Genomic DNA, 23,789 nt, shown 5'->3' with positions numbered 1-23,789 from the left:
ACATGCAGCAGACAGATATTCTCATCATTGGCGCCGGCCCTTCGGGGGCGGTGGCCGCGGGCCTGTTGCGCAAGCAGGGGCGCCAGGTACTCATTCTCGAGCAGCAGTACTTCCCGCGCTTCTCCATCGGCGAGAGCCTGCTGCCGCAAAGCATGGCCTATCTGGAAGAGGCCGGCTTTTTGCAGGATGTGGTCGAAGCCGGCTTCCAGTACAAGAATGGCGCGGCGTTTGCCAAGGGTGACGCACGCACGGCCTTCGACTTCCGTGAGAAATTCTCTCCAGGCTGGGGCACGACCTACCAGGTGCAGCGCGCGGATTTCGACAAGGTACTGGCCGATGCCGCGGCCAAGGCCGGCGCTGAAATCCGCTACGGCCATGCGGTGCTGGCGGTGGATGTGAGCGGCGCCAAGCCTTGCGTGACCGCGCGCGACCCCGAAGGGCGCGAGTACCAGGTGCAGGCGAATTTTCTGCTCGATGCCAGCGGCTTTGGCCGCGTGCTGCCCAGGCTGCTCGACCTTGAGACGCCGTCCGACTTTCCTGTGCGCGGGGCCTTGTTCACGCACATCGAGGACCGGATCGCGCCGCAGGAAATCGATCGCAACAAGATTCTCATCAGCGTGCACCCGCAGCAGCAGGATGTCTGGTTCTGGACGATTCCCTTTTCCAACGGCCGCTGCTCGCAAGGCGTGGTGGCGACGCCCGAATACCTGGCGCGCTATCAGGGCACGGAAGTCGAGCGTCTGCGCGCCATCATCGGCGAGACGCCCAGCCTGTTGCAGGTGCTGCGCCATGCGCAGTGGGATACGCCGGGCCGCTCCATCAGCGGCTATGCGGCCAACGTCAAGTCGCTGTGGGGCCAGGGCTTTGCCCTGCTGGGCAATGCCGGTGAGTTTCTGGACCCGGTGTTCTCCAGCGGCGTGACGATTGCCGTCAAGTCGGCCAGCCTGGCCGCACAGTGCCTGGCGCAAGCCGCCGACGGCCAGACCGTGGATTGGCAAAAGCAATATGCCGAGCCACTGCAGGCCGGCGTCAACACCTTCCGTTCCTTCGTGCAGGGATGGTACGAGGGTGGCTTTCAGGACATCATTTTCCATGAACAGCACAACCCGGAGATCCGCCGGATGATTGCCTCCATCCTGGCTGGTTACGCCTGGGATGCCAACAATCCCTATGTGGCCGAGCCGCAGCGGCGTCTGCGCGTGCTGCAGGAATTGTGCGCTCCCAAGCCTTTGGCCGCCTTGGCCGAAGCCGAGGCAGTATGAAGTCCGGGCGCGCTTTGTCCTGGCGTACGGCCCTTGTACTGTGCGGGCTCGCCGTGCTGGCGGGTTGCGCGCAGCCGCCCGCTGCCGTGCCGGTGCCGCCGGTGGTGGCGGGCGCGCAGTCCGCGGCCATGCCTTTGCTGCAACTGGCGCCCGCGGCCTTGGGCCGGACACTGGCGCTGCAGCAGCAGCTGAGCGTGCGCGGGCCGGATGGTACAGAGCGCCATCTGCAGGCCCTGCTGGAGGCGGATGCCAGCGAAGTGCGCATTGCGCTGACGTCCATGGGGCAGGTGCTGGCGCGCATGCGCTGGGACGGTGTGCAGCTGGACGTACAGCGTTCGCGCCACTGGCCGCAGCAGGTGGAGCCCGAGCGCATTCTCAGCGACCTGCAACTGGTGCTGTGGCCCGCCGAAGTGATCGCCCAGGCCTTGCCGCCGTCGTGGCAGTTGCTGGCGCAGCCCGACGGCTCGCGCCGTTTGCTGCAGGGCGAGACGGCGCGCGTGGAAGTGCGGGTCGTCACGCCGGACTTGACGGAAATCGACTACTTGCAAGAAGGCTGGCTACTGCGCATCCTGACCGCGCCGCTGTCGCCCACGGGCCCGAAAGCGCCATGATGTCGCCGGTGTATTTGCAAGCCATGGGCCAGCTCAGTGCCTTGGGCGCCGGTGCGGCGGGGATGCGCGCAGGCTTGTTCGCGGCGCAATACCCCGACAGCCTGCAGTGTACCGAACGCTATTCTCCGCAGCGGCCTTTGCCTCTGGGCATGTTGCCGGCGCAGGTGCGGCTGCCGGACCTGGACTTTGCCGCGCCCGCGCAGCGCAGCCGCAACAATGCCTTGGCCTGGGCGGCGGCGCAGCAGATTCGACTGCAGGTGGACGCCGCCATCGCCCGCTTTGGCGCCCACCGTGTGGCGCTGGTCATAGGCACCAGCACGGCAGGTGTGGAAGAGGGTGAGGCGGCGGCGAGGCAGTTGCTGGCGCAGGGACGTTTTCCCCCAGGTTTTGACTATGCCTTGCAGGAAATGGGCAATGTGGCCCAGTTCCTCGCGCGGCATCTGGGCATTGCCGGGCCGGCGCACGTGATTTCGACGGCCTGCTCCTCCGGTGCCAAGGCCTTGGCCTCGGCGGCGCGGCTGTTGCGCAGCGGCATGGCGGATGCGGTGGTGGCGGGCGGGGTGGACGCCTTGTGCAGCTTCACCGTGGCGGGCTTCAGCGCGCTGGAGTCGGTGTCGGCGCAGCGCTGCAACCCGCTGTCGCGCAATCGCCAGGGAATCAATCTGGGCGAAGCCGCGGCTTTGTTCCTGGTCGGGCGCGATGCCGGGCCGGTGCGCCTGGCCGGCTGGGGCGAAAGCCAGGACGCCCACCATATGTCGGCGCCCGACCCCAGCGGCCAGGGCGCGATGCGGGCGATGGAGCAGGCGCTGGCGCTTGCCCAGGTGCCGGCCGCGGCCGTGGACTACGTCAATCTGCACGGCACGGCAACGCCGCACAACGATGCCATGGAAAGCCTCGCAGTGCATAGCCTGCTGGGGCCGCAGGTGCCGGTGAGTTCCACCAAGCCGCTGACCGGCCACACCTTGGCGGCGGCAGGGGCGCTGGAAGCGGCCGTGGCCTGGCAGGTGCTGGTGGACAATCCCCGGGGCCGCTTGCCCCCGCACTGGTGGGACGGCGCGGCCGATCCGGCCTTGCCGGCGATGCAACTGGTGACGCCGGGCATGTCGCTGGGCCGGCCGGTGCGCCATGTATTGAGCAATTCCTTTGCGTTTGGCGGCAGCAACGCGGCGTTGCTGCTGGCGGCGCAATAGAAGAGAACGGAAATGAGTGATTTTTTACCTATAGAGCGCTATGTGCCGCACCGCGGCAGCATGCTGCTGCTCGACCGCTTGCTGGAGGCCAGCGATGAACACGCCGTGGCCGAAGTGCGTGTCGCGCGCGACGGCATGTTCGTGCAGCCCCAGGGTGTGCCGGCATGGGTGGCGATTGAGTACATGGCCCAGACCGTAGCGGCCTGGGCCGGTTGGCGGGCGGCCCAGAAGGGGGAGCCGGTGAAGATCGGCTTCCTGCTGGGTAGCCGGAAGTTTGAAGCCTTGCAGCCGTTTTTTGCGCTGGGGGCGGTGTTGCGCGTGGAGGTGCAATACGAGTTGCTCGGCAGCAATGGCTTGGGGATGTTTTCCTGCCAGGTGCTGCACAACGGCCAACTGGCCGCGCGCGCCAGGGTTTCGGTGTTCGAGCCGGGTGATGGCGCCGCTTACCTCCAGGCTTTGGGATCAGAGGAAGAGAAAAAGCATGAATGATGTTCCACAGGCCGGCACCGTGCTGGTCACCGGGTCGAGCCGCGGGATTGGCCGTGCGATCGCGCTGCGGCTGGCCCAGGCCGGCTACGACATCGTGGTGCATTGCCGCAGCGGCGTCGCGCAGGCGCAGCAGGTGGCGGCAGAGATTGAAGCCATGGGGCGCATGGCCCGCGTGCTGCAGTTTGACGTGGCCGACCGCGCGGCCTGCGCGCAGGCGCTGGAGACAGACATCCTGGCACATGGCGCCTACTACGGCGTGGTGTGCAATGCCGGCATCGCCAGGGACAACGCCTTCCCCGCCATGACGGGCGAGGAGTGGGATGCGGTGATCCACACCAATCTGGACGCGTTCTACAACGTGCTGAAGCCCGTGGTCATGCCCATGGTGCGCCGCCGCAAGCCGGGGCGCATCGTGACCCTGGCATCGGTTTCCGCCCTGATGGGCAACCGCGGCCAGACCAATTACAGCGCGGCCAAAGCCGGCGTGATCGCTGCGACCAAGTCGCTGGCCGTGGAAATGGCCAAGCGCGAGATCACCGTCAATTGCGTCGCGCCTGGCCTGATCGATACCGAGATGGTGCCGGATGAAGTGCGTGACGAGGCCATGAAGATCATTCCCATGCGCCGCATGGGACGGGCTGACGAAGTCGCCGGACTGGTGGCGTTTCTCATGGGTCCCGAGGCGGGCTACATCACGCGGCAGGTGATTTCCGTGAATGGGGGGATGGTGGGATGAGCAAGACTGGCAAGCGCGTGGTGGTGACTGGCATGGCGGGCATCAGCCCTTTGGGCAACGACTGGCCGTCGGTGCGGACCCAACTGCTCAGCGGCCGCAACAAGATCCGCGTGATGCACGAGTGGCAGGACTATGAAGGCCTGAGCACCCAGCTGGGCGCGACGGCCGCGCCTTTCGAACTGCCGGCGCATTACAACCGCAAAACCATGCGCAGCATGGGACGTGTGGCCGTGATGGGCACGCGGGTCAGCGAGCTGGCGCTGCAGGACGCGGGCCTGTGGGGCGATGCTTTCGTCAAGAGCGGCGACATGGGAGTGTCCTACGGCTCCTCGGCGGGAACGCCTTCGGCGATCGGGGATTTCGGCCGCATGATGGCGGGAAAAAGCACCGAAGGCATCAATGCCAACACCTACATCAAGATGATGTCGCATACGGCGGCGGTGAACATTGGCGTCTTTCTCGGCACGACCGGCCGCATCATCACCACGTCGAGCGCCTGCACTTCGGGCAGCCAGGGCATAGGCTATGCCTACGAAGCCATCCAGAACGGCAAGCAACTGGCCATGCTGGCCGGTGGCGCCGAGGAGCTGGATGCCATACAGGCCGCGGTATTCGATACCCTGTTCGCGACCAGCACCAAAAATGCCACTCCCGAGTTGACGCCCCGGCCTTTCGATGCGGGCCGTGACGGACTGGTGCTGGGCGAGGGCGCGGCCACGATGGTGCTGGAGTCGCTGGAGCATGCGCGCGCACGCGGCGCGCGCATTCAGGCTGAACTGGTGGGCTTTGCGTCCAACAGCGACGGCACGCATGTCACCCACCCCAATCCGCACACCATGGCCAAGGCCATGCGCATGGCCTTGGCCGATGCCGGCCTGCAGCCCGAGGACATTGGCTACGTGAACGCCCACGGCACGGCGACCGACCAGGGCGATATCGCCGAATCCCTGGCGACGCATGCCGTGTTTGGCGACAAGGTGCCTGTCAGCACGCTCAAAGGCTATATGGGCCATACGCTGGGGGCCAGCGGCGCGCTGGAAGCCTGGATGACGCTGGAGATGATGCGTGAAGGCTGGTTTGCAGCCAACGCCAATCTGGAGGTGCCCGATGCGCGTTGTGCCCCGCTGGACTACATCATGGGCAGCGCACGCCAGGCCCAGGTGGAGTACGTGATGAGCAACAACTTCGCGTTTGGCGGCATCAATACCTCGTTGATCTTTCAGCGCTGGAGCGAATGACGGAGCTCCTCTGAACTGCCGCAGCTGTGGCAGCCCTGCCTGAATGGGGAGCGGGCAGGGCGTTTCTCCCTTACTCCGATGGCAAAGACTTATGAAAAAAATCGCACTCACCCTCTCGGTATTGATGGCCGCCGGCATGGCGCATGCACGCAATGACGCGATGATGCTGCCGCTCGACGCCGTGGTGGAGCAGGGCCTGGCCAGCGGCAAGCTGGACGGCTCCGTCAAGTTTTACCTGTCCGGCGCCCAGACGCCGGCCGTGGCCACCGCCTTGGACGAAGACGTTTCCAACAAGAAGACCAACGGCGTGGGCAAAAGCGACCAAGAAGCCTGCAACTGGGCCGCGCTGTCGGCGCTGATTGCCTTCCAGAACTCGGCCAAGCAAAGAGGCGCGAACGCGGTGGTGGACATGCACAGCTTCTACAAGCGCAACGTGGTCAAGGATGCGGTCAACTATGAATGCCACGCTGGCAACATCATGGCCGGCGTGACCTTGCAAGGCACTTACGCCAAGCTGCGCTGATCAGCGCCAACTCCATGGAAGCCGCCGTGGATCTGACCGTGGCCTGCGTGGATGCGCTGTGGCCGCTGGCCAGTCAGGCCCCGCAGGCCTGGCTTTCACCCAGCGAAACACGGCGCCTGGAGCGTATCCGCGGGCCCGGCCGGTACCGGGAGTTTGTGGCTTCGCGCTGCCTCATGCGCATGTTGCTGAGCGCGCATACCGGTTTTGAGCGGGGCTGGCAAAGCTGGGTGCTGGAAGCGCCCGACAACGCATCCCCCGTGGTGCATGCCTGTGGCCTCGACGGCGCGGGCCTGCACCTGAATCTGTCGCACAGCCAGGGCCTGCTGGCCTGTGCCGTGTTCCACCTCCCCGTGGGCGTGGATCTGGAAGTGCGGCGCGCTGCTCGGTTGCGCGACGTCGCCGGCTTGAGCGAGCTGGTCTGCAGCGTGCAAGAGCAGTCCTGGCTGGCAGGCTTGCCCGATGAGGGCGCGCGCCAAAGCGCTTTTTTGCAGTTGTGGACGCGCAAGGAAGCCTATTTCAAATGGCAGGGAACGGGCCTGGACCTGTCGCTGCTGCCTGCCGTGTGCAGCCAGACTCCATGCCCGCTGCAAAGCGCTATCGCGGCCGGCACCAGTCTGGCAGGCGAATGGGGGGGCCGAGGCTTCGATCTGTCCGTGTGCGCGGGCGCCTCGCCTATCGAGGTCCGAATCAGGCTGCTGGAGGGCGTGGCCTGCCTGGCGCCTGCGCACAGCAGCCCGTGGGCCTTGACGGCGCTGAGCGGCAGGGCTTGATTGTCAACGCCGTGGAAACAAACTGCGTCTGTTTCAAGGCTTTTTCAGAAACACGTGTGGCCCTAGAGTGGAGAAAACTCAGGAGACGCAGATGTTCGAGAAAAATCTTTATCAGGGCCAGCGGGTGCTCATCACCGGTGGCGGCACGGGCCTGGGATTTGCCATGGCCAGAAAACTGGCCTCCCTGGGCGCTGAAGTCCATTTGTGCGGCCGGCGCCTGGCGGTGCTGGAGCAGGCGGTGGACGCCCTCCAGGCCGAGTTCGGCTGCCAGGCCTTTGGCCATGCGCTGGATATCCGCAGCGCCGAGAACGTCACCCAGGTGGTGGAGCACATCTGGCAGCAGCACGGCCCGCTCACGGCGCTGATCAACAACGCGGCCGGCAATTTCGTCAGCCGCACGGAAGACCTCAGTCCCAACGCTTTCCACGCGATCTCGGACATCGTTTTCCGCGGCACCTTCTATGTGACCCAGGCCGTGGGCCGCAAATGGATTGCCGGCCAGCTGCCGGGCGCGGTGCTGAGCATCGTGGTGACCTGGGTCGACACCGGCGCGCCGTTTGTCGTGCCTTCGGCCATGTCCAAGGCCGGTCTGGACGCCATGACCAAGTCCCTGGCGGTGGAGTGGGGCCCCAAGCGCATTCGCTTGAACGCCATCGCGCCCGGCGTGATTCCCACCCAGGGCGCAAGCAGCCGGCTGCGCCCCGATGTCAAGGGCAACGAAGATTCGGCCGACCAGCGCCGCCTGGACAATCCCACGCGTCGCCTGGGCACCGGCGACGACATCGGCAATCTGGCTGCTTACATTCTCGCGCCGGAGAACACCTGGCTCAACGGCCAGACCATTACGCTGGACGGCGGCGACGCGCTGGCCAACGGCGCGTATTTCACCGATTACCAGGCCTGGGACGACGAAGACTGGGCGAGTGCAAAGCAAAAGGCAAAAAGCGCCAATGCCAGCGCCAATCCGCAAGAGCAGGGGGCCTGAATGATGGTGACTTCACCCAATTCCACGCTGGTCTGGGAAGGCCAAAGCGTTGACGCCGCCCAGCAGCAAAGCCGGGGCAGTCGACTGGCCGGGGGGCTGTGCGCCCTGGGCCTGAAAGAAGGCGATGTGGTCGCCGTGTTTCTCAGAAACGGCCTGGAGTATGCCGACGTCGTGCACGCCTGCCGCATGGCCGGCATCTCCTACTGCCCCATCAACTGGCACTTCACGGCGCAGGAAATCAACTTCATCCTGAACGACAGCGGCGCCAAGGCCTTGATCGCCAGCCAGGACTTGCTGGATGGGCTCAAGGGTGAGCTGGATCCCACCCCCGTCCGGCTGGTGGTGCATGCCGTCGAAGGCGCGCAGGATTACGAGCCATGGCTGGCACGGCAGCCCGCGTATGACGGCCCGTTTGTCGCACCGCGCGGCCATATGGCCTATACCTCGGGCACCACCGGCCGTCCCAAAGGCGTGATCCGCTTTGCTTTCCCGGTGCAGGAGCTGCCCCAGCGCCTAGCGGTCAACCGCAGCCTGATAGCGACCGCCTACGGCCTGCAGCCGGGCGCGCGCACCTTGCTGACGGCGCCCATCTACCACAGCGCTCCCAGCCTTTACTTCCAGAATGCGCTGATGCTGTCCGAGCTGGTGGTGCTGACTTCGCGCTTCGACCCCGAGCAGTTCCTGCAGCTGGTGGAGCAGCACCGCATCGATACGGCCTATATGGTGCCCATCATGTATGTGCGCCTGCTGAGGCTGCCGGCCGCGGTGCGCGCGAAGTACGACCTGTCGTCGCTGAAATTCATCGCTTCGACGGGCTCGCCTTGCGCGCCGGAAGTCAAGAAAGCCATGATCGAGTGGCTGGGGCCCATCATCAACGAGACCTATGCGTCCAGCGAGGCCGGCCTGGTCACGTTCATCAATGCGCAGGACGCCCTGACCCATCCGGGCAGCGCGGGCCGCCCCTTGATGGATGCCAGCGTGCGCATTCTGGACAAGGCGCAGCGCCCGCTGCCCGCAGGCGAGGTGGGCCTGATCTATGTGCAGCAACCGGCCTACGCCGACTTCACCTACAAGGGCAATGCAGAAGCGCGCCAGAAAATCGCGCACGACGGCATGGTGACCCTGGGCGACATGGGCTATCTGGATGAAGACGGTTTTCTGTATGTCTGCGACCGGGACTCGGATCTGGTCATTTCCGGCGGCGTGAATATCTACCCCGCGGAGATTGAAAACGAGCTGCTCAAGCATCCGCAGGTGGCCGACTGCGCCGTGATAGGCATTCCCGACGCGGAATACGGCGAAAAACTGCATGCCCTCGTGGAAAGCGAGCAGGCATCGCCGGAGTTGGAAGCCCAGTTGAAAGACTGGCTCAAAGGCAACCTCGCGGCCTACAAGCTGCCGCGCAGCATTGAGTTCAGGAAGCTGCCGCGCGACGAAAACGGAAAGATCGCCAAGCGCAAGCTGCGCGATGCTTTCTGGGGATCCGAGCAGCGAAAAGTCTGACGTATTAAAAACTGAAGGAGACAACACCATGAAAAAGAAACTCATTGCCATGCTCGTGGCCACGGTGGCGGGCGCGGCTTTCGCGCAGACGGATTTCCCCAGCAAGCCCGTCAAGCTGATCGCACCCTATGCCCCAGGGGGCGCGGCCGACGTGCTGGCGCGCACCCTGGCCAGCTATCTGTCCGCGGAAATCAAGCAGCCCGTGGTGGTGGAAAACAAGCCCGGTGCCAACACCATGATTGCGGCTTCGGCCGTGTCGCGCTCGCCGGCCGACGGCTACACCTTGCTGCTGGCCAGCAATGCCAGCATGGTGCTGAACCCGTTGCTGTACAAGAAGCTGAGCTATGACCCGGACAAGGATTTGACGCTGATCAACATCCTGGCCGAAGCGCCGCTGGTGCTGGTGACGAACACCCAGACCAGGATCAAGAACATCGCCGATCTCAAAGCCGTCTCCAAGGCCCAGGGCGGCCAGCTCAACTACAGCTCCATCGGCCTGGGCAACCCGCTGCAGCTGACCTCCGAGCTGATCAAAAGCCGCCTGGATGTGACCGCGACCCATATCCCGTTCAATGGCAGTGCGCCTGCATTGACGGCCTTGATGTCCAACAGCACGCAGTTGATGGTCGATGTCCTGGGCACTTCGCTGCCCCAGATCAAGGCTGGAAAGCTGGTGGCGATTGCGACCACGGGACCGGCCCGTTCGCAGTTTCTGCCGGAAACGCCAACCATTGCGGAGTCCGGTTTCCCTGGCTTCAAGGCGTCGACCTGGTTCGGTGTCTCCGTGCCTTCGGCCACGCCGGGCGCCGTGAAGACCAGACTGCAGGCCGCCGTGGATGTGGTGATGCAAAACCCGGAGTTCGCCGCCACCCTGGCCAAGCAATACCTGGTGGCCCAGAAGCCGCAATCGCTGGCGGAACTCGATGCCTTCCTGAAGTCCGATGGCGTCATGTGGCGCAAAGTGATTGCCGACAACAGCATCGTTTTAGAAAACTGAGCCAATCCCTGGGCGCCTGCTGTCGCCCATCGGACTATTGCACAAACCGTGCGAGATTGGTCTTGAGGAAATCCGTCATGACCTTGACGGCCTGGGAGGGGCGGCGGTTTTCCACGGTGACGATGAACAGCCTGTCGCCCAGGCCGGTGACCCACCAGTCCGGGCAGACGCGCTGCACGGCGCCCGAGCGCAATTCATTCTCGACCATGTAATACGGCAAGGCCGCCACGCCGCAGCCCATGAGCATGGACTGCTTCAGAAAGGGGAAATGCTCGCTGGTGAGGTAGGGCTCGCATTTCAGCGGAATTTCCTGGGTCTGGGTTTTCACCGTGATGGCGTAGGTGCGCCCGTCGCCCGGCGGCGTCAGCAGCACGCCGTGCGGGATATCGGTGGGCACCTGAAAGCGGTTCGCCTTGGCGAAGTCCTTGCTCGCATACAGGCCGAACTCCACGGCGCCCAGGTCGCGGGCCACCAGATGTTCATTGATCTCCTTGGCCAGGCGCACGGCGACGTCGATTTCGGCGCTCATCAAGTCGCTCACCCGGTTGGAGAAAAGCACCCGTATATGCACTTGCGGGTAGCGCTTGTGAAACCCCACCAGCATTTCGGCCAGGTACAGCTCGCCCAGCCCGGTGGGGATGCTCAGGCGCACGGTGCCGGTCACCACCTGTTGCAAGGCATCGATGGCGCCCTGGGCCGACTCGACTTCCTGGATGATGCTGCGGCCATGGGCGTACAGGATCTCGCCGGCGGCCGTCAGCAAAATGCTGCGGGTGGTGCGGTGCAGCAAGGTCACCCCCATGGACGCTTCCAGCGCCTTGAGTTCCTTGCTGACCTTGGAGCGGGTGATGTCTCTGCGCCGGGCCGTCTCGCTGAGGCTGCGGGCATCGACAATGTCGACAAAATTTCTGATGAGGTTGATATCCATCCAGGCGTCTCCGTTCGTCGCTTGCAATGTGCCCGGCGAAATTCCCAAGGCCTGCCAGCATGCAGGTGCCTGATTTTGACCTGATACAGACGAACGCCGCGGGGGGATGGCGGAAATTGCCCGTATTTCTCAAAACGGCACTTTTAATGGTGCTATAATCGACGGCTTGACTGGGGTATACGGGAGCGCGCTGCGAAGCTGCCTTGTATATCCCAGCAAAAGGGTGATTAGCTCAGTGGTAGAGCACTGCCTTCACACGGCAGGGGTCACATGTTCGAACCATGTATTACCCACCAAATTCAAAACCCTCTTGAGTCCTTGATTCAAGAGGGTTTTTTCGTGCGCGCCGCCAAGGCCTTGGGGTGGTGATCTCGCTGTAGACTTTGCCCGCTGCGCAATGCGGCGCCACAGAGACTGAGACACCCCATGACTACGTTCACCTCCTTGCCTTCCACCATGCAGGCCATCGTCCATGATGGATTCGGCCCGCCTTCCGTCTTGCGTGCAGCGCAGCTGCCTTTGCCGCAGCTGCGGCCCCATGATTTGCTGGTGCGGGTGCGTGCCGCCGGTCTGAACCGGGCAGAGCTCAACTGGCGCCAGGGCAAGTACGGCCCCACGCCCGGTTTTGGCGATTCTGACGCGGTCATCGGGCTGGATCTGGCCGGCGAGGTGGTGGCCATGGGGCCGCAGGTGCAAGGCTTTGCCCTGGGCGAGCGGGTGATGGGCATTGTCGGCGGCGGCGCTTACGCACAGTACGCGCGCATGGATGCGGGCATGGCCATGAAGGTGCCGGACAGCCTGAGCGATGTGGAGGCCGCGACCATTCCCGAAGCCATGGTCACCGCCCACCATGTGTTGCTGCATCTGGGGCAGTTGCAGGCCGGCGAGCGAGTGTTGCTGCACGGCGCCGGCGGCGGCGTGGGCACGACGCTGGTGCAGATGGCGCGCATGGCGGGTGCGGCCACGGTGGTGACCACCAGCAGCGCGGGCAAGCACGCGCGCCTGGCCGAACTCGGAGCGGACATCACCGTCGACTACGCGAAGCAGGACTTTGCCGAAGTGATCGCCCAACAGGTGAGTGGCGGCCGGGTGGACCTGGTGATCGACAACATGGGCGCGCCTTACCTGGAGCGCAACGTGCGCAGCCTGGATGTGGGTGGGCGCCTGATCCAGCTGGGCCTGCAGGGCGGGGCCAGCGCCACGCTGCCCCTGGACCTGGTGCTTACGCGGCGTCTGCGCATTGAAGGCACGGTGATGAAATCGCTGACCAGCGAACAAAAGGCGCAGATGACGCAGCGCTTTGCACAGCGCTGGCTGCCCGTGATCGCCGCGCGCCAGCTGCTGCCGCTGATCGAGCGCCGTTTCGCGCTGCAGGATGCGGCCCAGGCCCACCAATGCCTGGAAGAAGACCAGCCCTTTGGCAAGCTGGTGCTGGAATGCGCCTAGCCTTCGTTGGCCGCTGAAGGCGCGCGCCTGTCGAGCGGCCAGATGGCCTCCAGGGCCTTGGCGTCCGCGCGATAGGCCTGGCAGGTGTTGAAGAGGGCCGGGCGAGGCAGCAAGCCGGGCAGGGCACGCGCGGCCCGCGCGCTGCCCGTCTCGCGCGCCAGCGCATGCCAGGTCTGAAAGGCGGTGGTGGCCACCGGGCCCATCAGCTCGGTCAGGTGGGTGCAGCCCTTGGTGCCGCCCGCCAGTTCGCGCAGCTTTTGGGTAAATCCCGGGCCGATCTGCAAGCCGATCAGGCCGTCGTAGACGGCATTCGCTTCGGCACACCATGGCGTGGGCGCGGCCAGCGTGCCCACCTGCACGTGATGAATCACCAGACTGCGGTCCAGTGTCAGCGTGATCTGCATGTGGTGCAGGTCTTCACCGGGGGCCAGCGTTTTGAAGAACAGGTCGGAGCCGCCGACCGAGATGTCGCGCATGACGCTTTCGACTTCCATCATTCCATCGGCGCGCACGTAGCCGTGGCATTCGATTTTTCGGGTGTGCACCAGACGGCGCGTTGCGGGGATATCCATTGTGCGATCTCTGTCTCGTGGAGTGAGAACATGGATGTTGCTCGCATTGCCTGGATGTGACCCTACTCCTGAAGGGGGGCGTGGCCGTGATTGCATTGCTGTATGGATGGCCAAGGCCCAGCACGCAATCCCGGTTGCCGCGACAATGGCCCCCCTATGCAATCTACTGTTTCCCTGCGCCTGGTTTTGATTCTGGGTTTGTTGTCGGCCATCGGCCCTTTTGCCATCGATATGTATTTGCCCGCGCTGCCCCAGATCGGCAGCAGCCTGGGGGCGGAGGTCGGGGCGGTGCAAGCCAGCCTGACGGCGTTCTTCCTGTCCATTGGTCTGGGCCAGCTGCTGTACGGCCCGGTGTCCGACATGGTGGGCCGCAAACCGCCCTTGTTCTTTGGTCTGGTCGTGTTCGCCGGGGCCAGCGTGGGCTGCGCGCTGGCGACCAGCATCGAGATGCTGGTGGCGTTTCGCCTGGTGCAAGGCCTGGGGGCCGCGGCCTGCATGGCCGTGCCGCGCGCCGTGGTGCGTGATCTGTATACCGGCCACGCAGCGGCACGCATGATGTCGCTGCTGATGCTGGTGTTCAGCGTCTCGCCCATTTTGGCGCCCCTGGCCGGCAGTGCCGTGATTGCCTTGACCAGCTGGCGCGGCGTGTTCTGGGTGGTGACGGCGGCCGCCGTGCTGGGCCTGGTGGCCATCTGGCGCGGCATGGAAGAGACCCGTACGGCGCAAGCGCGGCTGGAAAGCAGCTTGAGTAGCGCCCTCAAGGCCTATGGTGTCTTGCTGCGCGACCGGCATTACCTGGGCCTGGTGTTGATTGGCGGCAGCGCCATGGCGGGCTTTTTCGTCTATCTGGCCGGCTCGCCCTTTGTGCTGATCAATCACTACGGCTTGACGTCCACGCAGTACAGCCTGGCGTTTGGCTTGAACGCCTTTGCCTTTATCGGCGCATCCCAGTTCACGGGCCAGTTGGGCCAACGTTTCGGGCTGGTGCGCGTGGTCAAGGCGGCCGCCACGGGCTCGGGTGTGGTCATGGCGTCCTTGCTGGCGTACTACTTGCTCGGTGGTGAGCAACTGGCGGTGCTCATCGGGCTGTACTTCATCGCCAGCGCCTTGATGGGACTGGTGATTCCCACCACGTCGGTGCTGGCGCTGGAAGAGCACGGCGCGATCGCCGGCACTGCCTCGGCCTTGCTGGGCACGCTGCAAATGCTGACGGGTGCGGCCGCCATGCAGATCGTGGGTTATTTTTCCAACGGCAAGCCCTTGCCCATGGTGGTGGGCATGGCCAGTGGCGCGCTGGTCGGCGTGGCATTGACCTGGATCACGCTGAGCGGCCCGCAGCCCCACCACGGCGCGGCGCACGAATAGCCGAGGACTCCCCCCGAAAGGGGTGGTGAGCCAGGTCAATGTGCATGCTTTACTGGCATGCAGCGCATTGATAGAAAGCTTCGCCCCATGTCCATGACCCTCGCTTTGCGGCGCTCTATCCAGACCACGCCCGAGCAGACCGCCACGGTGTTTCACGGGCGGCGCCAGAGCTTTTGCAGGTTCGGCGATCGCGTCGCGCGCCTGGCCAGCGCCTTGCGCACGCAGGGCATGGGCAGCGGCGACCGTGTCGGCATGCTGGGCGTGAACTCCGACCGTTGGCTGGAAGTGATGATGGGCGTCTGGTGGGGCGGCGGCGTGCTCAACCCCGTCAACACCCGCTGGAGCGGGCCCGAGATCGTCTATTCGCTGGATGACAGCGATACGGGCATCTTGCTGGTGGACGACCACTTTCTCCACCAGGTGGAGGGCATACGCACCACGGCCAGGCGCCCGCCGCTGCTCATCCATGTGGGCGAGCAAGCCGTGCCCGAGGGCATGCTTTCACTGGAGGCGCTGATGGCGGCGAGCGCACCCATGGACGATGCGCACCGCGCCGGCTCCGACCTGGCCTGCATTCTGTACACGGGCGGCACTACCGGCTTTCCCAAGGGCGTGATGCACAGCCACGGGACCCTGTGGGCGATAGGCATTCAGCGGCTGGCGCAAACACCCATGCCCGGCGGCAGCGTCGCCTTGCATGTGGCGCCCTTGTTTCACATGGGCGGCATGGGCCGCGCGCTGGTGCAGTTCATTGCCGGGGAGACGCATGTGCTGCTGAGCAGCTTCGATGCGCGCGAAGTGATGCAGACCATAGAACGTGAACGGGTCAGCGACCTGTTGCTGGTGCCGACCATGCTGCAAGCGCTGATCACGCATCCTGAGTTCGATTGTTTTGACTTGAGCAGTCTGCGGCGCATGGTCTATGGCACGTCGCCGATTGCGGAAGCGGTGCTGGAGCGGGCGCTGGATCTGCTGCCCCACGTGGCCTTCACCCACTCCTATGGCCTGACGGAGCTCGGCAGTGCCACCACCAACCCACCGCACAACCACGGTGCTCAAGGGCGGGCATCGGGCCTGTCGCGCTCTGCCGGACGTGCCAACGCGGGCCTGGCGGTGAAGGTGGTGAATGGCGATGGCGTGGAGCTGCCGCGCGGGGAAGTGGGCGAGCTGGTGGTTGCCGGGCCCAATCTCATGCTGGGCTACTGGAACAAGCCCCAGGAGACGGCGCAGGCGTTGCGCGGTGGCTGGCTGTACACGGGCGACGGCGCGCACATGGATGGCGACGGCTATGTGTTCATCGTCGACAGGCTCAAGGACATGATCGTCAGCGGTGGCGAGAACGTCTACTCGGCCGAAGTCGAGAATGTGATCGCCCGGCATCCGGGCGTGATGTCCTGCGCCGTCATTGGCGTGCCGCACCCGCAATGGGGCGAGGCCGTGCACGCCGTGGTGGTGCGCAAGCCTGGCGCCGCGCTGGAAGCGCCGGACCTGCATGCGCATTGCAAGGCCTTCATCGCGGGCTACAAATGCCCTAAAAGCATAGAGTTCCGCGAGGCCTTGCCCCTGTCCGCGGCCGGCAAGGTGCTCAAGCGTGAACTGCGTGCTCCGCACTGGGCGGGACAGTCCCGGCAGGTGGGCTGAGCGGAAGGCACGACCCATGCCGGCCCCGGGCGCCTAAGATGCGCCCCCCCGGCCGCCTAAGATGCGCCCGGTAATGCCGCTCGATTCGGCGCTGTGGGCTCCTTTGTCATTTCAGGCTGCCTATTTGCTTCGCCAAGGCGCGGTAGCGTGCGGTCTCGGCGGCGATCATTTCGCCCATTTCCTTGCCGCCCACGGTGAAGACTTCGCCGCCCGCGGTTTCGGTCACGTAGTTCCTGAATTCGGGCTGGGTCATGGCTTTGAGCAGGGCGGTTTCCAGGGTTTTCAGGGCCGGCTCCGGTGTCTTGGCGGCTACGCCCAGGCCTATCCAGACGTACAGGTCGTAGTTTGGCAACCCGCTTTCGCGCACGGTGGGCACGCTGGCCAGCTTGGGGTGGCGTTCCTTGCCGGTGGTGGCCAGGGGGCGCAACTTGCCCGCGGCGATCAGCGGCAAGGCGCCGCCGATATCGAGCAGGGCGAGGTCCACCTGGCCGCCCATCAAGTCGGTTTGCACCTGGCCGGGCGACTTGTAGGGGATGGCGTTGAATTCCACGCCGGCGTTTTGCTGCAGCACCAGGGCGCCGATGCGGTAGTGGTTGCTGTAGCTGGCCATGCTCACTGTCTTGGGGCTCTTCCTGGCCGCGGCCATGGCATCCGCATAGGTCTTGTAGGGGGAGGCCGCGCCCGTGACCAGCACCGCGGCGCTGCGCATCATGGTGGCCAGCGGGCGCAGGTCGCGCTGGGCGTCGTAGGGCAGGTTGTCGATGATCAGCGGGTTGATCACCATGGAAGACGGCGAGAGCATGACCACGCTGTAGCCGTCGGCGGGCGAGGCGAGCAGGCTTTGTATGGCCAGCACCGTGTCGCCGCCCGGCTTGTTCTCTATGAAGGTGGACTGGCCGCCCAGCTCCGCGGTGACCAGTTTGGCCACCAGGCGCGTGATGGTGTCCGAGCCGCTTCCGGGCCCGAGCGGAACAATGAAGCGCACCTGGCGCGAGGGAAAGGGGTCCGCAGCATGCACCAACTGTACGGGCAGGGCCAGTGCCAGCATCGAGGAGAGTGTGACTCTGAGGAAGCGCCGCGTCTTGAAGCTTTTCATGGGTGTCTCCTGGCTGTTGTGGGTGAAAGAATCGTCTGGGGGCTCAGAGCTTGCGGGCGATGAGGTCGCGCTGGACCTCGTTGGTGCCGCCGAAGACGCGGGTGATGCGGTAGTCGGTGAAGGCGCGTGCAATCGGGTACTCCAGCATGTAGCCGTAGCCGCCGTGCAGCTGCACCATGTCGTCTATGCATTTCCAGAGGGACTCGGTGGCAAATAGCTTGGCGATGGCCGCTTCCTGCACGCTGATGCGCCGGCGCATGTGCTCGCCTATGTAGTAGTCGACCAGCGTGCGCGTCGCCACGGCCTGGGCCTTGATGTCGGCCAGCTTGAACTTCGTGTTCTGGAAATCCCAGACCGTGCCGTCGAAAGCCTTGCGCGCTTTCACGTACTCCAGCGTCTGCTCCAGCAGGCGTTCGAGCTTGGCGGCGCTGTAGACGGCGATGATCAGCCGCTCCTGCGCCAGCTCCTGCATCAGGCAGACAAAGCCCTTGTTCTCTTCGCCCAGCAGGTTGCTGACCGGAACGCGCACCTCGTCAAAGAACATTTCGGTGGTGTCGGCCGCGGCTTGGCCCACCTTGTTCAGCTTGCGCCCGCGCCTGAAGCCCGCGCGGTCGGTCTCGACCATGATCAGACTCACGCCCTTGCTGCCGGCGTTCGGGTCGGTCTTGCAGGCCACCAGCACCATGTCGCAGTTCAGGCCGTTGCTGATGAAGGTCTTGCTGCCGTTGATGACCCACTCGTTGCCGTCGCGCACGGCGCTGGTGCGTATCGACTTCAGGTCGGAGCCTGTGCCGGGCTCCGTCATGGCAATGGCCATGATGGTCTCGCCGCTGCAGATCCGGGGCAGCCAGCGCTGCTTTTGCTCCTCGGTGCCGAAACGCACGATGTAAGGCGCGGTGATGTCGGAGTGCACCGACAGGCTGAAACCGGAGACGCCGGATTTGTGCAGCTCTTCGGCCAGCACGCAGGAGTGGCCGAAATCGCCGCCCCCGCCGCCGTACTCGGTGGGGATGGTGACGCACAGCAGGCCTTCGCGGCCGGCCTTGAGCCAGGTCTGCCTGTCGGTGCGCCCGGCCAGGTCCCATTCGGCCTGGCGCGGCAGGCATTCACGCTCGAAAAAACGCCGCGCGGTTTCGCGCAGCATCTCGTGATCTTCTCGGTAGACGGTACGGTGGATGTTCACGGAGTTCTCCTTGTCCTGGAGTCATTCTGGGTACGCGACCGCGCCCGGCCACTACCCTGATCGGGGGGACGGCGTGCCACAATGCCCTCCAGAGACATGCAGAACAAGCCCCTTCCCAAGTCGCGAACCACCGACGCCGGTGCCCCCAACACCCTGATCTCCTCCAAGCTGGCGCCGCCCCGCAATACAGGGCGCTCGGTGTCCCGTGAGCAGCTGTTGTCCCGGCTGATGGAGGGGCGCCGGCGCCGTTGTCTGGTACTGCAAGGCCCGGCCGGCAGCGGCAAGACCACCACCTTGGCGGGCTGGCGCCTGGCCTTGCTGCCGCTGGGCTTTGATGTGGCCTGGCTCCATCTGACCCACGAAGACAACGAGCCCACGCGCCTGCTCGACTACCTGTTGGCCAGCGTGGCCCAGGCCGCGCCGGGTGCGACGCTGGGCGCGGCCGATTACGCCGGCCGCGGCATCGACAGCGAAGCCGTGGAGCGCGCGCTGATTTCCCTGGTGCGCGGAATTGCTGCCCACCCCCGGGAGCTGGTGCTGATCCTGGATGACGTGCAGCACCTGACGGATGTGCGCATCCACGAAGCCCTGCAATGGCTGCTGGACTATGCGCCCGCCAACCTGCACCTGGTGTTCGCCTCGCGCAGTGCCTTGCCCCTGTCGCTGGAGCGCCTGCGGGCGCTGGGCGACATCGTGGAACTCCATGCGCAGGACTTGCGCTTTTCACCGCAGGAGTCCGAGCGGTTCTTGCAGATACAGCTGGGCCAGGTGGACCGAGGGGATGCGCAGCGCCTGCACCAGCTCGCCGACGGCTGGGCCGCGGGCCTGCAACTGCTGGCCATTGCGTGGAAGAAGCGCAGGCAGGCGCAGGCCAAAGGGGGCAGCGCGGCTGCCGGCGGCGCGGACCATGCGGGCTTCACCCAGGTGCAGGACCCGCAAGCGTTTGCTGACTATTTTGAAAAAGAGGTGCTGTCACGCCTTTCGGCGCCGGAGCTGGAGTTGCTGATCCAGGTGTCTGCCTGTCCGCGCTTTTGCGCGCCCTTGTGCGCCGCCTTGCTGGAGCGGCCGCAAGAGGATGTCGCTCTGGACGCGCTGCTGGCGCGCCTGGAATCGGACAATCTGTTCGTCATTCCGGTGGATGGTGCCGAGCGCATGGTCTGGTATCGCCTGCACCCGCTGCTGCGCGAAACGCTGCGCGGGCGCCTGGCGCAGCGCAGTCCGCAAGCGCTGCGCCGCATCCACCAGACGGCATGGCGCTGGTTTCGCGACCACGGCTTGATCGATGAAGCCGTGCGCCTGGCCGTGGCCGCGGGCGAAGGTGCCGCCGCCGCCGCCATGGTCGAAAAATCGGCCCATGCGTTTGCGGTGCGCGGTGATCTGCGCAAGCTCATCAGTCTGGTGCGCCAGTTGCCGCCCGAGCAGGTGCAGGCACGCGTGGGGTTGCGGCTATGGATGATCCGGGTCGAGCTGTTCGCCCGCGAGCTGGACACTTTCTCCGAGCACATCGCGCGCCTGCGCCCGGATATCCCGCCCGATGACGCCATGAGCCACTACTGGCTCACGCTGCTCGAAGCTTCGCTGGCCCTGCAGCGCGACGACACGGACGCCGCGCAGGCATTGCTGCCGCGACTGCTGGCGGCGCCCCAAGGCGCGGATGCGCTGGCCACCGGCGGGCGCGACAACCTGCTGACCTGGTTTTACATGCACCGCGGGGAATACGAGCTGGCCAGGCGCATCCAGCAAGCCAATCCGATGCGGCTGATCGACGGCGTGCCGCTGCGGGGCACCGCCTCGGGCACGCTGCAGGGGCGTGCGCTGGTGGGCCTGAGCTATGCGCTGGAGGGGCGCATGACCCAGGCCGAACGCATTTACCGCGAAGTGCTGCGCGAGGCGGGTGAGGCCGGCGGCACCTGCATCGACGCCAGCTATCTGGCCACCGGTCTGCTGGCGGAAGTGCTTTATGAGCACGATGAGACCGAGGCCGTCATCGAACTGCTGGAAAACCGTGTCGATGCGCTGGAGCGCGTGTCCATTCCCGATTCGGTGCTGCGCGTGCACCGCGTGCTGGCCGCCGCGCACTGGGCGGCGGGGCGGCGGCTCGAAGGCATGGCCTCGCTGGAGCGGCTGGAAGACTACAGCGCGGCCCTGGGGCTGGACCGGTTGCTGGTGCACAGCCTGGCGATGCAGGTGCAGTGGCGCCTCGAGCTGGGCGAGCCGGCTGCGGCCGAATTGGCGCTGCAGCGCGTCAACGCCATAGATGCCAGACATGAGAATGCCCAGCACAGCGCCCAGGGCGAAATCGCCGTGGTGGCCGAGCGCGCACGCATTCTGTGGGCCATGGCGCGTGGCGACCTGGACGATGCGGACCGGCGCATCGTGCGGCTGACCGCTATCCTGGAGCAGCGCGGCCGCCAGCGGCTGATTGCCCAGTTGACGCTGATGCAGGCCGCCATCGCCATGCGGCGCGGCCGCCTGGAAACGGCGCGCGACTGCACCCTCACCGCATTGCGCCGCGGCCATCGCCTGGGCCTGGTGCGCAGCCTGCTGCAGGCGGACCCGCAAGTGCCGCAGCTGATTGCCGATGTGGCGAGCGACCCGGACCTGGATCCGGTGCTGGCTTTTTATGCGCAGCGGCTGCTGGAGGCAGCGCGCGCAGCGGCCCGTTCGGCGGCGTCTCCTGCGCCGCCGGCCGCCGAGCAGCAACCGGCCGTGGAGCCGCTCAGTGAGCGCGAACGCGATGTGCTGCTGCTGCTGATGCAGGCCATGCCCAACAAGAAGATCGCGCTGGCCCTGGGCGTATCGATCGACACGGTGAAGTGGCACTTGAAGAACATCTACGGAAAGCTCGGCGTCACCGGCCGGGACGAAGCGGTGGCGTGGATGCGAGGCAGGTCCTAGGCTTGCCTCCAGTCAGGGGGGCGGCGCACGCACACTGAAGTGATCTACTGGTGGCGCGCCGCTGGGTGCAATGGCTGGCGAATGGACGCCGCGGCCATGTCGCTTTGGGTTTTCAAGGGGCCTGGGCCGCAATCAGTCTCTGTCGTCATGCCAGTCCCTGTGCCAGCGATGATGGTGTGGCCTGTAGTAGACGGGCGGCGGAGGGCCGTAGTAGACAGGTGCGGGCCTGTAATAGACGGGTGGGGGCCGCCGATAATAGCCAGGGCCCGCCGGTTGATAGTAGATCGGCGCCGGAGGGGCATATACGGGCGCAGGCACGTAGTACACGGGAGCAGGCTCGCTGATCACAACACCTGGCAGGCCCACGCCGATGGACCAGGTCACGCCAGCGCTGGCTGCGGTGCCGCCGAACAGCGCGGCAGTCAGCACAATGCCGCTGGCCGCGTATTTCAAGTAAACAGAACGATTGAAGTTCATTTCGGCTCCTGCAAGGGGCAAGAACTGCCCTTATTCGCTTAAAACGCTGGACGCGCTGCTTAGGCTTACAGGGCCTGTGTGAACGTTGTTGCCAGACGTCACGAAGCGCTGCTTGCCTGCGTGGGAGCGCTGGATTGGCCCGCCGCCTGCGCGGCCGGCGCGGGGAATTGATCGGCCAGTTCCCTCAGGGCACTCGCTTGGCAACTTCGTTGCCAAGGAATCCGCCGCCGACAGCCCCGGCGATGGTTGCCAGGGTCTTGCCGTTTCCGCCGCCGATCTGACTGCCCAGCAACCCGCCGACCACCGCGCCCACACCAATGCCTATGGGGCTGCTTTGTGCCGCGGGTGCTGGTTGCGTGGACGCGGGGGGCTGTTGCTGGTACGCCGGTGCCTGAGCGTATTGTTGATTTGAGGGCGTCTGTGCGTGCTGGACCGGACGATGGTGTACGACGGACTTGCGCACTGTGCTGACGTCGCGGTTTTCCGCGGCCGCCATGACTGGCGGCACAAACTGTTGCGCGGGTGGGGATGGCGCAATGGCTGGAGCCGGCGCGGTGATTGACGGCGCTGGTGACGCGGTGGCCTGCGAGTTCGGCAAGACGCCAGTCAGGACCGCAGCGCCAAGCAGGCTCACGAGCATGACGGAGATGGCTGCGCCTGCCATCAAGGGGTGAATGCGATTTGCAGTTTGCTTCATTTCCATTGGAGACACCGTTTCATACGCCGGATTGGCGATCTGCCAGTTACAACGCGCGACGCAAGCGGTAAGCCGACGCGGAAGATGGAACAGATGTAACGAAGTTCACGGTGTACCAGGCCCTGCACCTGGCGGCTGACACGGCCGCCTGGCGATGACCGCACTCGCCTTCGCCAATCGGAGGTGGCGTTGCGCCCGCCGCGGTCAATCCACCTTGGCGCCGGAGACTTTCACCAGTTTCTGGATCATGGGGCCGCTGGCGTCGTAGTTTTTGCGGAAGTCCACCGAACTGTTGCCAATGCCTACGATGCCGAAGGCATGGAAACGGGTCTGCATCGCGGGCGTCTGGACTGCGGCACGGGCTTCCTTCTCGAGCAGCGCGAGAATGGGGGCGGGCGTCTTGGCGGGCGCCATGAGCAGCACGCCGCCAGGGGGCTGGTACTCCAGATCAGGAAAGCCCGCCTCGGGCATCGTGGGCACGTCAGGCAAGGCGGCCTGGCGCTGGTTGCCCATGATGGCCAGCGCACGCAGGCTGCCGTTGGCCAGGTGGGGGCCCATGGTGCCGGGCGTGCCTATGGCCACGGCGATCTGTCCACTGATCAGGTCCTGGGTCATCAGCGCCTCGCCCTTGTAGGCGACGTGGCTCATGTCGAGCTGGTACGAGTCACTGAGATAGGCCGACAGCAGGTGGCTGCCCGAGCCTATGCCGAAGGAGCCGTAGTTGACCTTGCCCTTGTTCTTCTGCGCCCAGCCGATGAATTCCTTCACGGAATGGACGGGAATGTTCTTGTTGACCGCCAGCACCAGATTGGCCGCGCCGATTTCGGTGATGAAGGCAAAGTCCCGGCCGGTGTCGTAGGCCATCTTGGTGAAGAGGTACTGCGTGTAGTAGATCGGGGAGGAATGGGTCAGCAGCAGCGTATAGCCGTCGGGCGTGGCGCGGGCGACTGCGCCGGCACCCAGCATGCCCGAGGCGCCCGGCTTGTTGTCGATGATGATGGGGCGCTTGAGGCGCTTGCCCATTTCGTCGGCCATGACGCGTGCCAGGACGTCGGTGGCGCCGCCCGGTGGCGCGGGCACCACCAGCGTGATCGTGCGGCTGGGGTAGTCCTGGGCGAAGACGGGCACGCAATGGGCCAGGGCCAGAACGAGAGTGAGTGCTCTGATGCGCATAGATTTCTC

General features: G+C 65.3%; 22 protein-coding genes and 1 tRNA gene. 16 read left to right on the top strand and 7 right to left on the bottom strand.

Features of this window, described 5'->3' with window-relative positions; genetic code table 11:
- Nucleotides 1–2 precede the first annotated feature (2 nt).
- The 11 genes from N0K08_RS20135 to N0K08_RS20085 all read left to right on the top strand — a co-directional run bounded on the left by N0K08_RS20135 (nt 3) and on the right by N0K08_RS20085 (nt 10,304).
- Nucleotides 3–1,262 carry an NAD(P)/FAD-dependent oxidoreductase gene (locus tag N0K08_RS20135; RefSeq protein ID WP_408642985.1) on the top strand — a complete coding sequence of 420 codons (1,260 nt, stop codon included), beginning with the start codon at nt 3–5 and terminating at the stop codon, nt 1,260–1,262.
- Complete coding sequence (locus N0K08_RS20130) at nt 1,259–1,873, top strand: DUF3261 domain-containing protein (protein ID WP_261502191.1); 615 nt, start codon at nt 1,259–1,261, stop codon at nt 1,871–1,873. The genes N0K08_RS20135 and N0K08_RS20130 overlap by 4 nt, the downstream gene beginning before the upstream one ends.
- Entirely contained in the window at nt 1,873–3,063 is a 1,191-nt protein-coding gene (locus tag N0K08_RS20125; protein ID WP_408642989.1) for a beta-ketoacyl-ACP synthase, read from the top strand. The genes N0K08_RS20130 and N0K08_RS20125 overlap by 1 nt, the downstream gene beginning before the upstream one ends.
- 12 nt (nt 3,064–3,075) lie before the next feature.
- Nucleotides 3,076–3,552, top strand: coding sequence for an ApeP family dehydratase (locus tag N0K08_RS20120; protein ID WP_408642984.1), 477 nt, complete (start codon nt 3,076–3,078; stop codon nt 3,550–3,552).
- Nucleotides 3,545–4,288, top strand: coding sequence for a 3-ketoacyl-ACP reductase FabG2 (locus N0K08_RS20115; protein WP_261502188.1), 744 nt, complete (start codon nt 3,545–3,547; stop codon nt 4,286–4,288). Before N0K08_RS20120 ends, N0K08_RS20115 begins: the two co-directional genes overlap by 8 nt.
- Nucleotides 4,285–5,526, top strand: coding sequence for a beta-ketoacyl-ACP synthase (locus tag N0K08_RS20110; RefSeq protein ID WP_261502187.1), 1,242 nt, complete (start codon nt 4,285–4,287; stop codon nt 5,524–5,526). Before N0K08_RS20115 ends, N0K08_RS20110 begins: the two co-directional genes overlap by 4 nt.
- A 91-nt stretch (nt 5,527–5,617) precedes the next feature.
- Entirely contained in the window at nt 5,618–6,049 is a 432-nt protein-coding gene (locus N0K08_RS20105; protein ID WP_261502186.1) for an excinuclease ATPase subunit, read from the top strand.
- Nucleotides 6,050–6,063: 14 nt separating this feature from the next.
- Complete coding sequence (locus N0K08_RS20100) at nt 6,064–6,819, top strand: 4'-phosphopantetheinyl transferase family protein (RefSeq protein ID WP_261502185.1); 756 nt, start codon at nt 6,064–6,066, stop codon at nt 6,817–6,819.
- A 91-nt stretch (nt 6,820–6,910) separates the two neighbouring features.
- Nucleotides 6,911–7,804 carry an SDR family oxidoreductase gene (locus N0K08_RS20095; RefSeq protein ID WP_261502184.1) on the top strand — a complete coding sequence of 298 codons (894 nt, stop codon included), beginning with the start codon at nt 6,911–6,913 and terminating at the stop codon, nt 7,802–7,804.
- Nucleotides 7,805–9,307: an acyl-CoA synthetase gene (locus N0K08_RS20090; protein ID WP_408642983.1), complete on the top strand. Its 1,503-nt coding sequence runs from the start codon at nt 7,805–7,807 to the stop codon at nt 9,305–9,307.
- A gap of 28 nt (nt 9,308–9,335) precedes the next feature.
- Nucleotides 9,336–10,304 (top strand): Bug family tripartite tricarboxylate transporter substrate binding protein, encoded by a 969-nt coding sequence (locus tag N0K08_RS20085; RefSeq protein ID WP_261502183.1) that lies wholly within the window; start codon nt 9,336–9,338, stop codon nt 10,302–10,304.
- Between the two features lie 34 nt (nt 10,305–10,338).
- Here N0K08_RS20085 and N0K08_RS20080 read toward each other — a convergent pair whose 3' ends face one another.
- A complete protein-coding gene (locus tag N0K08_RS20080; RefSeq protein WP_261502182.1) occupies nt 10,339–11,232 on the bottom strand; it encodes a LysR family transcriptional regulator in 894 nt (297 codons plus the stop codon).
- A 221-nt stretch (nt 11,233–11,453) separates the two neighbouring features.
- Here N0K08_RS20080 and N0K08_RS20075 point away from each other — a divergent pair.
- Both N0K08_RS20075 and N0K08_RS20070 read left to right on the top strand, forming a co-directional pair.
- A tRNA-Val gene (locus N0K08_RS20075) sits at nt 11,454–11,528 on the top strand.
- A gap of 130 nt (nt 11,529–11,658) precedes the next feature.
- Nucleotides 11,659–12,678 carry an NAD(P)H-quinone oxidoreductase gene (locus N0K08_RS20070; RefSeq protein WP_261502181.1) on the top strand — a complete coding sequence of 340 codons (1,020 nt, stop codon included), beginning with the start codon at nt 11,659–11,661 and terminating at the stop codon, nt 12,676–12,678.
- On the opposite strand, the gene N0K08_RS20065 is transcribed toward N0K08_RS20070, so the two are convergent.
- Nucleotides 12,675–13,250, bottom strand: a complete 576-nt coding sequence (locus tag N0K08_RS20065; RefSeq protein ID WP_261502180.1) for a DUF2889 domain-containing protein — start codon at nt 13,248–13,250, stop codon at nt 12,675–12,677. The genes N0K08_RS20070 and N0K08_RS20065 overlap by 4 nt on opposite strands.
- A 156-nt stretch (nt 13,251–13,406) precedes the next feature.
- Between N0K08_RS20065 and N0K08_RS20060 the strand changes: the two genes are divergently transcribed.
- Nucleotides 13,407–14,615 (top strand): multidrug effflux MFS transporter, encoded by a 1,209-nt coding sequence (locus N0K08_RS20060; protein WP_261502179.1) that lies wholly within the window; start codon nt 13,407–13,409, stop codon nt 14,613–14,615.
- Between the two features lie 87 nt (nt 14,616–14,702).
- Complete coding sequence (locus N0K08_RS20055; protein ID WP_261502177.1) at nt 14,703–16,256, top strand: acyl-CoA synthetase; 1,554 nt, start codon at nt 14,703–14,705, stop codon at nt 16,254–16,256.
- Nucleotides 16,257–16,362: 106 nt separating this feature from the next.
- On the opposite strand, the gene N0K08_RS20050 is transcribed toward N0K08_RS20055, so the two are convergent.
- Together N0K08_RS20050 and N0K08_RS20045 are read right to left on the bottom strand one after the other, a co-directional pair.
- Nucleotides 16,363–17,352, bottom strand: coding sequence for a Bug family tripartite tricarboxylate transporter substrate binding protein (locus tag N0K08_RS20050; RefSeq protein WP_261502176.1), 990 nt, complete (start codon nt 17,350–17,352; stop codon nt 16,363–16,365).
- Between the two features lie 43 nt (nt 17,353–17,395).
- Nucleotides 17,396–18,535, bottom strand: coding sequence for an acyl-CoA dehydrogenase family protein (locus tag N0K08_RS20045; protein ID WP_261502175.1), 1,140 nt, complete (start codon nt 18,533–18,535; stop codon nt 17,396–17,398).
- An 81-nt stretch (nt 18,536–18,616) separates the two neighbouring features.
- On the opposite strand from N0K08_RS20045, the gene N0K08_RS20040 reads away from it, so the two are divergent.
- Nucleotides 18,617–21,433, top strand: coding sequence for a LuxR C-terminal-related transcriptional regulator (locus N0K08_RS20040; RefSeq protein ID WP_261502174.1), 2,817 nt, complete (start codon nt 18,617–18,619; stop codon nt 21,431–21,433).
- 132 nt (nt 21,434–21,565) lie between these two features.
- Here the strand turns inward: N0K08_RS20040 and N0K08_RS20035 are convergent, their stop codons facing one another.
- The 3 genes from N0K08_RS20035 to N0K08_RS20025 form a co-directional block, all read right to left on the bottom strand.
- The gene (locus N0K08_RS20035) at nt 21,566–21,910 is read right to left on the bottom strand and encodes a hypothetical protein (protein WP_261502173.1); all 345 of its coding nucleotides are present in this window, start codon (nt 21,908–21,910) and stop codon (nt 21,566–21,568) included.
- A 184-nt stretch (nt 21,911–22,094) separates the two neighbouring features.
- Nucleotides 22,095–22,613 (bottom strand): glycine zipper 2TM domain-containing protein, encoded by a 519-nt coding sequence (locus tag N0K08_RS23260; RefSeq protein ID WP_315968020.1) that lies wholly within the window; start codon nt 22,611–22,613, stop codon nt 22,095–22,097.
- Nucleotides 22,614–22,811: 198 nt separating this feature from the next.
- Nucleotides 22,812–23,780, bottom strand: a complete 969-nt coding sequence (locus N0K08_RS20025; protein ID WP_261502172.1) for a Bug family tripartite tricarboxylate transporter substrate binding protein — start codon at nt 23,778–23,780, stop codon at nt 22,812–22,814.
- Nucleotides 23,781–23,789: the final 9 nt, after the last annotated feature.

The organism is Acidovorax bellezanensis, assembly GCF_025421555.1.
Classification (GTDB): domain Bacteria; phylum Pseudomonadota; class Gammaproteobacteria; order Burkholderiales; family Burkholderiaceae_C; genus Comamonas; species Comamonas bellezanensis.
Note: the sequence above shows the minus strand (reverse complement) of the source record. Positions and strands in the feature narration are given on the sequence as shown.